Origin of the sequence: Microaerobacter geothermalis (genome assembly GCF_021608135.1) — a bacterium.
GTDB classification, from domain to species: Bacteria; Bacillota; Bacilli; order DSM-22679; family DSM-22679; genus Microaerobacter; species Microaerobacter geothermalis.
The window spans coordinates 1-12,064 of the sequence record NZ_JAKIHL010000058.1; the positions used below are offsets into that span (position 1 = coordinate 1).

At 41.7% G+C, this 12,064-nt stretch carries 7 protein-coding genes; all 7 read left to right on the forward strand.

The genetic code is table 11. The features are described 5' to 3' along the window. A partial coding sequence (locus L1765_RS15180) for a hypothetical protein (RefSeq protein WP_236408334.1) occupies nt 1-185 on the forward strand: 185 nt, incomplete at its 5' end. A gap of 25 nt (nt 186-210) precedes the next feature. Further along, nucleotides 211-390, forward strand: a complete 180-nt coding sequence (locus L1765_RS15185; RefSeq protein ID WP_236408335.1) for a helix-turn-helix domain-containing protein — start codon at nt 211-213, stop codon at nt 388-390. 30 nt (nt 391-420) lie between these two features. Continuing rightward, nucleotides 421-3,948, forward strand: a complete 3,528-nt coding sequence (locus tag L1765_RS15190; RefSeq protein ID WP_236408336.1) for a helicase-related protein — start codon at nt 421-423, stop codon at nt 3,946-3,948. Continuing rightward, on the forward strand, nt 3,938-6,733 hold the full coding sequence (locus L1765_RS15195; protein WP_236408337.1) for a DUF1156 domain-containing protein: 2,796 nt from the start codon (nt 3,938-3,940) through the stop codon (nt 6,731-6,733). The genes L1765_RS15190 and L1765_RS15195 overlap by 11 nt, the downstream gene beginning before the upstream one ends. Before the next feature lie 25 nt (nt 6,734-6,758). Continuing rightward, on the forward strand, nt 6,759-10,163 hold the full coding sequence (locus L1765_RS15200) for a DUF499 domain-containing protein (RefSeq protein ID WP_236408338.1): 3,405 nt from the start codon (nt 6,759-6,761) through the stop codon (nt 10,161-10,163). A gap of 494 nt (nt 10,164-10,657) precedes the next feature. Next, on the forward strand, nt 10,658-11,383 hold the full coding sequence (locus L1765_RS15205; RefSeq protein ID WP_236408339.1) for a hypothetical protein: 726 nt from the start codon (nt 10,658-10,660) through the stop codon (nt 11,381-11,383). A 10-nt stretch (nt 11,384-11,393) separates the two neighbouring features. Next, a complete protein-coding gene (locus tag L1765_RS16245) occupies nt 11,394-11,495 on the forward strand; it encodes a helix-turn-helix domain-containing protein (RefSeq protein WP_407942290.1) in 102 nt (33 codons plus the stop codon). Nucleotides 11,496-12,064: the final 569 nt, after the last annotated feature.

Below are 12,064 nucleotides of genomic sequence, written 5' to 3' on the forward strand. Positions count from 1 at the left end.
CCTTGAATCAGTTGTTCAATGACTTTGTAACGCTTCAACTCTTTTTTGCTCAAAGTTATTCTCTCCTGTCCCATAGTGACATTTTCACTGATGCGTTACAATATGACAATATCACAGACGTTCAACAAAAAAATGGAAATTTCCAATTGAAAATTCGCATTTACGAATATAATATTTTTGGGTAATTCTACACTATTGAGGTGTGAGATCATGGAATATATGACGGCAAGAGAAGCTGCCCAAAAATGGAATATCACTGTCCGCCGTGTACAGGTTCTATGTTCACAGGGGAGGATTCAAGGAGCAACACGGCTTGGAAATGTTTGGGCGATTCCAAAGGATGCTAAAAAACCCAGTGATGCAAGGTCGAAAATGAATAGAAAAACATGATTCTTTTCATAGGAATAGAGAGGTGAAAACATGGTACGGCTTGAGGATTTAAGGGCTGGAACAATTGTAAAAGGCATTTTGCCTAATAGTAATGTTACTATTATTGATGCGAAATGGATAGGTAATGTTGCAGTTGAATTGACATATAAAGATAATTCAGGCAATGTGAACAATGAATTGATATATAGAGATAAAGAACCAATGCTTGAAATTGTTCAAGCCGGTCTTCCTTGGAGTTTTACGGCTGATGGGGAGATGCTTAGACTTGCTTCGGAAGCATACAGGATCAAGTTAGCTCATTTATTCGATCCATACTTGGCTGTACATACTTCAATGGTAGAGCCTTTGCCGCACCAGATTACTGCTGTATATGGTGAAATGCTAACAAGGCAGCCTCTGCGTTTCCTGTTGGCAGATGATCCCGGTGCCGGTAAGACAATTATGACAGGTTTATTAATAAAGGAACTCCTTATAAGAGGTGACCTTAAACGGTGTTTAATTGTGACTCCCGGCAATCTTTCGGAACAGTGGCAGGATGAGCTGGACAGGCGTTTCGGACTCCCTTTTGAAATTATAACTAATGACAGGATTAATTCTGCAAGAACGGGTAATGTTTTTATGGAAATACCTCTATGCATAGCCAGGCTTGATAAACTTGCACGAAATGAGGATATACAGGCGAAGCTTAGAATGTCTGATTGGGATTTGATTGTATGCGATGAGGCCCATAAAATGTCTGCGTCATTTTTTGGCGGAGAAGTGAAATACACAAAGAGATATAGGCTCGGACAGCTTTTATCAAGCATCACAAGACATTTCCTCTTGCTTACAGCGACGCCGCATAACGGTAAAGAAGAAGATTTCCAGCTTTTTATGGCCCTTATTGATGGTGACAGGTTTGAAGGAAAGTTCCGGGAGGGCTATCATGTATCAGATGTATCGGACATCATGCGCAGGATGGTTAAGGAAGAACTTCTTAAATTTGATGGAACGCCCCTGTTTCCCGAAAGGATTGCGTATACGGTTAATTACAAGCTCTCAGATGAGGAAGCATTGCTTTATAAAGAAGTTACGGAATATGTGCGTGAAGAGTTTAACAGGGCGGATAATCTCGAAAACGAAGGCCGAAAAGGTACCGTCGGATTCGCATTAACCATCCTGCAAAGAAGGCTGGCATCTTCTCCTGAAGCGATTTATCAATCTCTCAAAAGAAGGCGCGAGAGACTGGAAAAAAGGCTTAACGAGGAAAAACTCAAAAAAAGGGGAATGGATGCCGCAAATCGGGTTTTTGATTATCCTGAGCTGTCAAGTGAAGACATTGAGGAACTTGAAGACGCACCTGGCAATGAAATTGAAGAGATAGAAGAAACAGTCGTTGATCAGGCTACAGCTGCGCGTACCATTGCTGAACTTGAGGCGGAAATTGAGAAATTAAAGGTCCTTGAGGCTATGGCATATAAAGTAAGAAATAGCGGCAGGGACAGGAAATGGGATGAGCTGTCTAAACTTCTGCAGGATGACCGGAGGATGTTTGACGCAGAAAAAAACCGGGAAAAGCTTATCATATTTACAGAGCATAAGGATACCCTAAACTATCTTGCAGATAAAATCCGGGCATTATTAGGTAAGCAAGAAGCGGTGGTGACCATACAAGGCGGGATGTTGAGGGAAGAACGGAGGAAAGCTCAGGAAAAGTTTACGCAGGATAAAGAAGTGCGTATTATGGTGGCTACCGATGCTGCTGGAGAGGGTATAAACCTTCAACGAGCACATCTGATGATAAACTATGATCTTCCCTGGAATCCTAACAGACTGGAACAACGATTTGGACGTATTCACAGAATTGGGCAGACAGAAGTTTGCCATTGTTGGAATTTGGTTGCAGATGAGACCCGTGAAGGAGAAGTATTCCAGTGTCTTCTAAAAAAACTGGAAGAAGAACGAAGAGCCTTGGGCGGACGGGTTTTTGATATTCTTGGCAAGATAACATTTGATAACAAGCCGCTAAGGGAGCTTCTTATTGAAGCTATCCGCTATGGGGACAGACCGGATGTAAAAGCACGGCTTTACAAAGTGATGGATAATTCTCTTGACAGGGAGCAGTTGAAAAAGCTTTTTGAAGAAAGAGCTCTTGCGAAAAACAGTATGGACGCAAGAAAGGTTATGGAAATCCGGGAAGAAATGGAGAGGATTGAAGCAAGAAGACTGCAGCCTCATTTTATCGAATCGTTCTTTATTAGTGCATTTAGGTATTTGGGTGGCACTATCAGGGAAAGAGAACCCAGAAGATACGAAATTACTCATGTGCCTGCCGTAATTCGAAATCGTGACAGGGTTATAGGTCTGGGAGAACCAGTATTACAAAGGTATGAGAGGGTATGTTTTGAAAAGGAGCTTATCAATATACAGGGGAAACCACTTGCAGCTTTTATTTGTCCGGGCCATCCCTTGCTTGAGTCGGTAATAGATTTAATAAGGGAAAGAAACGCGGATGTATTGAAGCGAGGGGCCATACTTGTTGATGAGACAGGGAACAGTAATGAATTGAGAGTATTGTTTTATATAGAGAACTCCATACAGGATGCCCGTACAGATGCAAACGGGAGAAGGAGGATAGTATCAAAGCAGGTTCATTTTGTAGAGATAGACAGCAATGGCAATAAAAAAAATGCCGGTTATGCGCCATATCTCGACTATAGAAGTCTTAAAGAGGAAGAAAAAGAGAAAGCCGGCAAAATACTTGAACAGGCTGGTTGGCTGAAAAACGACATTGAGAATATGGCTGCCGAATATGCGATAACTGAGCTTGTGCCCAGGCATTTTGAAGAAGTTAAGAAGAGGAAGATTGAGTTAGTTGAAAAGACTATGGCAGCTGTAAAGGACAGGCTGACGAAAGAAATTAACTATTGGGACAGGCGAAGCCAGGAACTGAAAGACCAGGAGCGTGCCGGCAAGCCGAATGCAAGGCTTAATTCCGAGCAGGCTGCAAGACGTGCGGAAGAATTGGCTGGGAGACTCCAAAAACGCATGGAAGAACTGGAACAGGAAAAACGGCTTTCACCTCTGCCGCCGGTGATTATAGGCGGGGCTTTAGTCATACCTGTTTCCATGTTAAACTCTATGGAAGATACTTACTCTCCGGGCTTATTTGGTCAGAACACCCAAGAGGTTGAAAAAGCTGCAATGCAGGCCGTGATAATGGTAGAAAGAGAAAAGGGTTATGTGCCTGTTGACGTAAGCGCGGATAAATGCGGTTATGATATTGAATCTAAAACAGGGAACGGGAAACTCCGATTCATAGAAGTAAAGGGAAGAACCAGGGGAGCAGTAACCATAACGGTAACCAAAAACGAAATCCTTACAGCCCTCAATAAGCCGGAAGATTTTATTTTGGCAGTTGTTGAGGTTGATAGTAATAAAGCAAAGGTGTGCTACATGAAGAAACCCTTTAGATATCAGCCGGATTTCGCAGCTACAAGCGTTAACTACAGTATTGAAGAACTAATGGCTGTAAGTACTGAAGTCGAGACTAGGGAGATGATTTTAGATGGAGTATAAGAAAAAATTAATTGAGGTGGCACTGCCGCTCGAAGTAATCAATCGGGAATCGGCAAGAGAAAAATCAATCAGGCATGGGCATCCTTCCACATTACATCTATGGTGGTCGAGAAAACCGCTTGCCACTGCGAGAGCTGTGCTTTTTGCTTCTCTTGTGGATGACCCTTCGGCTCATCCTGACAAGTTTCCTACGGAAGAAGAACAAGAGAAGGAACGCCAGAGATTGTTTGGTATTATTGAAGAACTGGTGATATGGGAAAACAGCAACAATGAAGAAGTTCTGAATAAAGCAAGAGAGGAAATATTGAAATCTACAGGCGGTAATCTGCCTCCATTTTATGATCCGTTTTGCGGTGGCGGCTCAATCCCACTGGAAGCGCAGCGGTTGGGTTTAAAGGCTTATGCCGGTGATCTTAATCCGGTTGCTGTGTTAATCACCAAAGCGTTGATAGAAATACCGCCGAAATTTGCAAATATGCCCCCCGTGAATCCTGAGGCAAGAAGGGAATTAAGTTTTAAAACGGGGTGGAAAGGAACTTCCGGTCTTGCTGAAGACGTGCGATATTACGGCAAGTGGATGAGGGATGAGGCTTTTAAGCGTATTGGTCATCTTTATCCCAAGGTTAAATTGCCAAAAGAATATGGCGGCGGAGAAGCAACTGTTATAGCTTGGATTTGGTGTAGGACAGTGAAATGTCCAAACCCGGCTTGTGGTGCAGAAATGCCCTTGACGAGCAAATTTTGGTTATCCTCAAAGAGGGGAACAAAAGCCTGGATAGAACCGGTTGTTAATAAAAATAAAGTCGAATTTGTAGTAAAAACAGGAAGTGGCACTGCCAAGGATGGCACGGTAAACCGAAGCGGAGCAAAATGTATATGCTGTGGAACACCCGTTTCTTTTGACTATATACGGACAGAAGGCAAAGCTGGCAGACTTGGCAAACGATTAATGGCAATTGTATCAGAAGGCGAGAGGAGGAGATATTACTTACCGCCAAATCAGGAGCATGAAAATTTAAGTAACATAAATAATCAATTGGATTACCCGGATGCAGATTTGCCCTATAATCCAAGAGATTTTAAAACTCCCAACTATGGATTAACAAAGTTTTCAGATTTATTTACAAACAGACAACTTACAGCATTAACAACTTTCAGTGACATGATTTCCGAAGTAAAGCTGAAAGTATATAATGACGCTATTTCTGCAGGCTTGCCGGATGACCAATTAGGAATTAACGACGGTGATAGAGGTGCAAAAGCGTATTCTGAAGCAATTGCTACTTACCTGGCGTTTTTAGTTGATCAATTGGCAAATCATCAATCAACGATAAATAGTTGGAATTCTACCAACTCACAAATGAGGAGTGTATTTGCAAGGCAAGCTATACCTATGGTTTGGGACTTTGCAGAAAGCAACCCTTTTTGCAATTCTTCCGGTAGTTATAATAATTTATTTGAAAGAATGATAAAAGGCTTTTCAACTATTCCGGCTAAAAAGGAAGGAAATGCTTTACAAGTAGATGCTGCGATATTTTCTTTTCAGGATAAGGATAAGTTTTTGATTTCAACAGATCCGCCTTATTATGATAATATTGGATATGCAGATTTATCCGATTATTTCTATATATGGTTGCGCCGCTCTTTGGGGAATATTTATCCCGATATATTAAGTACGGTACTGGTGCCGAAAGCACAAGAACTAGTTGCAACTCCATATCGTTTTGAAGGAGATAGAGAAAAGGCTAAGGAGTTTTTTGAACAAGGTTTGTACAAAGCTTTTAACAATATGAAAGAAATTGCCAAAGAAGAACTTCCAGTTACAATTTATTATGCTTTTAAGCAAAGTGAAATTGAAAGTAATGATGAAGATGATGATATAAATGTATCATCAACTGGCTGGGAAACAATGCTTGAAGGACTTATAAAATCTGGTTTTGAAATTGTTGGTACTTGGCCTATTAGAACAGAAAAAATAGGACGTTCTGTTGAAATCGGTACAAATGCCCTTGCTTCGTCGATCGTTATTGTATGCCGAGTAAAAAAAGACAGTTTAAATATGATAACAAGACGAGAGTATTTAAATATCTTACGTAAAGAATTACCTGCAGCACTAAAAAAATTACAGCAAGGCAACATTGCTCCTGTTGACCTTGCACAGGCGACTATTGGACCAGGGATGTCCGTATTTTCCCGTTACTCAAAAGTGCTTGAAGCAGACGGTACCCCTATGACAGTCCGTACAGCCTTGCAAATTATCAACCAGGAGTTGGATGCTTACCTTACGGCACAGGAAGGCGAGATGGATGCTGACAGCCGTTTCTGTGTATCATGGTATGAGCAATTCGGGATGAATGAAGCTCCTTTCGGTGAGGCCGATGTTTTAGCCCGTGCTAAAAATACTTCAGTAGGAAGATTGGAGGAAAAAGGCGTAGTTTACTCGGCAAAAGGAAAGGTGAGGCTTCTTAAACGTGAAGAACTGGATGAAAAATGGTCTCCTGTATCGTCTTCGAGCAGCTACATGATTTGGATGTGCACGCAGCAGCTGGTTAAAACCCTGGAAAACGAAGGAGAGATTAAGGCCGCAGAACTTGTTCATGAAATGCGCAGCGATGTTGTCGAAAATTCTAAGGCGTTAGCATACAGGCTTTATACTATAGCAGAGAGAAAGGGCTGGACTGAAGAAGCCTATGCATACAATGCTTTGGTTGTCTCATGGCCGGATATACAGAAAAAAGCGTTGGAACTTGCTGCAAGGTCATATGAGCAGCAATCACTTTTTTAGTTGGGGATTAAGGAGGTAATGAGTGATGAGTGAAAATGTAAATATTATTAACCAGGGATTCAGATATCTTTTAAAAGCCTTGGCCCCCTATGTAGCGCGTGAACTCCGGATCGAATATAAAGGCGAATGGTGGAGTGAAGGAGTTCTTAATACATTAAGGGATGAACAGCGGAAAGGGCTCCCGGAAAAAGGTGATTGGGCTGAACTTGTTGATTCTCTCGATATTATGCGTTGCCTCACGTTAATTGATGTGCACTGGGTAAACATTTTTAAACGTAAATTAAGCATTGATCACAGGAACTGGACGAAAGAACTGATAGGTGTCCGGCATAAATGTGCCCATATCGGTGGTCAGGATTTTGATACCGATTATACTTGGCGCGCACTGGATACCATGGCGCGTTTATGCGAGCAGATTGATGCCGAGAGCACTGAGGAGATAAGAACTTTAATCAGGAAAATCCGTTATGGGACTCCTGAAGCTTCCATATATTCTAATAATGGTGCTGCTTCTGCTCAAACAACAACTACCAAGATAGATAAGAGCGGTGTTCTTTCTACTCCACCGCTTTCAGGGCTCCCTTCATGGAGATTTGTGATTGAACCGCATCCTGATGTCGCCCAGGGAAGATACAGAAATGCAGAGTTTGCTGCTGATCTTGCCCAGGTGGCCCGTGGCGAAGGATCTATAGAATATAAAGATCCGGTGGAATTTTTTGCTCGGACATATATAACTGAAGGAATGACAGGCCTTCTTGTTCAGGCTTTAAGGCGTGTGGCAGGAAAAGACGGAGAACCCGTTATCCAGCTTAAAACTGCCTTTGGCGGTGGAAAGACCCACAGTATGTTGGCACTGTATCACCTGCTGAGGGGACAGGCTTCTATAGACAAGATGCCGAATGTTAAGCCGGTACTTGAAAGAGCTGGGCTTTCATCGGTTGTAAAAACCAATGTAGCTGTTCTTGTTGGTACAGCTCTCGACCCTTCCAAAAGCAAAAGGCCGCCTAAATATCCCGGCATTACTATTAATACACTATGGGGTGAAATGGCGGCGCAACTTGCTGAGCAGGCAGGCGATTTAAGCTTATATGATTATGTAAAAGAGGCTGATAAGAAAGGTGTTTCACCTGGTTCAGAAGCGTTAACTAAACTTTTTGATGCTTGCGGCCCTTGTTTAATACTAATTGATGAGCTCGTAGCCTATGCCAAAAAGTTGTATGGTGTTGCCGGACTGCCTGCAGGTAGTTTTGATAATTTGATTTCATTCATTCAAGAATTGACTGAAGCTGCTCGTGCCAGTAAGAACAGTCTTGTTGTTGCTTCTATACCTGAGTCTGACATTGAAATTGGTGGTGAGGCTGGAAAGATCGCCCTTGAGACTATTGAGCATACCTTTGGTAGGATGGAAGCAATATGGAAACCGGTAGGCGCTAATGAAGGATTTGAGATCGTGAGAAGAAGGCTTTTTCTCCCTCCGCAGGATCCCGCTTCTCTTGAGCAGGTATGCCGGGCCTTTAGCGAAATGTATAATCAAAGCGCGGCAGACTTTCCACTGGAATGTAAAGAATTGGAATACTATGAAAGATTGAAGTCGTGTTATCCAATTCACCCGGAAGTGTTTGACCGTTTGTATGGTGACTGGGCAACTCTGGAACGATTCCAGAAAACTCGTGGCGTATTAAGGCTTATGGCTGCAGTTATTCATGATCTCTGGATGAAAAATGACGGCGGTCTGTTAATCATGCCTTCTTCCATCGCATTGGATAATCCGAATATAAGAGAAGAACTGACAAGACATCTGCCTGAAGGCTGGAATGCGGTTATTGATAAAGAGATCGACGGACGAAATTCAATACCATATGCGATTGAGGAGAAAAATCCCCGCTTTTCAAGGTGCCTGGCTGCCAGAAGAGTGGCAAGGACAATCATGCTTGGAAGCGCACCATCAGTAAAGGAACAGCGTAACAGAGGGATTGAAGTTACCAGGATTAGACTGGGTGTGGTGCAACCGGGTGAACAGGTTTCGGTATTTAATGATGCCCTGTCTCATCTTCAGAACCAGCTTGCATATCTGTACAGCGATATGTCAAACAACCGTTTCTGGTATGATACAAGGCCTACACTTCGTAAAACTGTTGAAGACAGAGCTGTGCAGATCCCTGCACCTGAGGTTGAATATGAGATAGAGCGCAGACTCAAAGCTATAAGGGAACGCGGCGAATTTGCGGGTGTTCACAGTTCTTCGTCATCACTTGATATACCCGATGAGCAGACTGTAAGGCTTGTAGTTTTGGCACCGGATTTTACCCATAAGCAGGGAAGTAATAGTTGCAAGGCGATCGAAAAAGCGAGCGATATACTTAATAACCGTGGCACTTCGCCGAGAATGTACAGGAATATGCTGGCTTTTGTGGCTCCGGATAGCGAAATTATACTTAGCCTTACATCTGAAGTGAGAAAGTATTTGGCGTGGAAGTCTATTATTGATGATGTGGAAAACCTTAATCTTGATATTGCTCAACAGAGGGAAGCCAACACCAGCATGAGAAGAAGCGATGAAACTGTTGAGCTAAGGATGAAAGAAGCATATTGCTGGTTGCTCGTGCCGGTACAGGATGGTTCCAACCCGATAGAGTGGGAGAAGACAAGGATAAGTGGCGGTTCTGAAACCCATATTATAAAAGCATCTAAAAAAATGGTCCAGATGGAACAGCTTATTACAAGATGGTCTCCTGCCCTCTTGAGAATGGAACTTGACCGCTGGCTTTGGAAAGATCAACAGCATATACAAATAAAGAAGCTTTGGGAATATCTGAGCAGCTACTGCTATTTGCCAAGACTTAAGAATATCGATGTACTTTTGGATACCATTAAAAATGGACTAGGCTCAGATGAGTACTTTGCATATGCTGAAGGTATTACTGACGAGGGACGTTATCTGGCTCTTAAGTTTAATCAATTATCTGTATTTTATGTAGATATTAACGGATATCTTGTAAGACCTGAGGCCGCGAAAGCTCAGATTGAAAAAGAGAGGATTGAAAAGGAAAGAGATATAACTCCTGCAGGTATTACTTATCCTGGAGAAAGTACACAAATTCCAAACTCGGTTGTTCAGGATCCGGCAGCAGATGACAGTATTACAACAATAGTGCCCAGCGACGTTACTAATCCTCAAGTACTTCAGAGTAAAAAGCCGAGGAGGTTTTACGCTACTGTTAAACTTGATACTTCGAGGATTGGAAGAGATGCCGGACGGATTGCGGAGGAGATTGTGCAGCATCTAAACCTTCTTTCAGGTGCCAATGTTGAAGTTACGATGGAAATACAGGCTGAAATTGGTGACGGGGTACCAGATAATGTTGTCAGGACAGTAACTGAAAATTGCCGGACGCTTAAATTTACAAATTTTGCTTTTGAAGAAGAGTAATACTGTTTTGTCTAATTATCGGATAATAAAAAACTATTAAGAAACTTAAACTATCTCCTGAGGAACAGGAATCGTTGTATGATTTAGCTGGCAGAAAACGGGGGAAGTATCCCCAGACTTAACGGAGCATATACTCTGAGGTTGCCCATTATGTAAGAATGGGTCCACCGTAAAGCAAATGGGAGTAGGGTGCAACGATTGATGACTGGAAAAAGAATTAGATAACAAAACCTTGCGGGATATTGCCAGAGAACTTGCGATAAGATCCGTAAGAACGCCACAATTGACTGGAAAGTGAACTTGCGGTTATAAATTCGGAAGAGATCAAGCAGTGCATAGGGAATGGCAGGACATCATTCACTATAAGCAGAGCAAAAGGGGAAAAGGCTTTTAGGATTTCTATTGGAGGAGGAAGGGATAATTCGATTAGAATACCATCCAATAGACTGGTTGGGTAAAGGGGTTAATAAAACATTTAGCGTGGATTACAAAGAATGCTTGAAGATAGGGGTGATTATGTGGTTATTAATGATTTAATAGAAGTTTTAAGAAATGAATTGCCGGAGAAGGCTATAGAAATCGGAGAAGTATTGGAACTGCTTTTAGATTCCTTAATAATTACAAGAATAGATATTGGCATAAAATTACAGAAGGCAAATGATAGTAAAAATTTTACACTCCTCGAACAGCTTGCTACAGTGAGCCGAGAATTAGCAGTCTATGAATCAAAAATACAAGATTTTAGAAATTTATTTGAAGTTGACTTCATACAAGAAAAAACTGTACCTGATGCTGAAAAATCTTTGCCCGATTATGAACAGTATAGGGTTGATAATAACATTGAGCATACACTATATGAAAATTTCAGCCATAAACGTCCATTTGCTTTTGAGTTTGAAGGACGAAAAGTAATGGTAGATACATGGATAGATATGCTAATTAAAACTGCAGAAATACTGTTTAAAAAAGATCGAGCAAAAATTGAAAGTTTTGCCAATGATGAAGATATGAACGGACGAAAAATGCGTTATTTTTCGTTGCATGATAAAAGTGGTATGCGCAAACCGGTACAACTAGCTGGCGAGGAATTATATATTGAAACAAATCTCAGCGCCAATTCTATTCGAAATATAATTGTAAAAATGTTACAAAAGTACGGAATAAAAATAACTGAGTTTAAAATTTATCTTCGCGCAGATTATACCGAATTGCATAAATAAGAGCGGCCGGCTGGCAAACGAAATCACTCTCAGGGATATGTCCGAGAGAATCGGCGTGTCTCATGCTTATTTGAGTGATATCGAAAACAACCGTGGCTGCCCCTTACGTTAGAATGGCCCTCCGTAAAGCCAAGGGGAGCGGGGCAACGGTTGATGACTCAGAGTTTTTTATTTTTGTTGGTATGAGTAAAATGTTTGTGGGAGAAAAATTGAGGTGCACCCCATCGTCAAGACATGATTTTTAAAACATAAAGTAATTTTCTACGATATGGCGACGTAGCTTCGTAATGGGCGTTCGCTTGCTTACAAGCGAATGCGAATTAGAAGGGAGCAAGCGTTAGCGCTGTAGCAAAAATGCGAAGGTAGGTTAAAGAAAGTATATACAAAGAGGGTTACTCCTTAGTAGAATCATAATCGTCCAAAACCAGATTCAAAGGAGTGAACCCTCTTGAAAAAGAATACCACAGATTACCCCATATAGCAATGGAGGGTATAGTTTGAAAGAACGTAGAGACACGTCATAAGTAAAATTGTGCATAATAAATAAGCCTACTCTACAAAGTGGACATGGATAAATATGTATTTAATAGAAATTATTAGGCGTTTATACGTTTGTCGGGAATCTGGTAACCTAAAGTTTCCAGATATCGTATCGCCATATCTTCCGTGATTTGAGGCGCA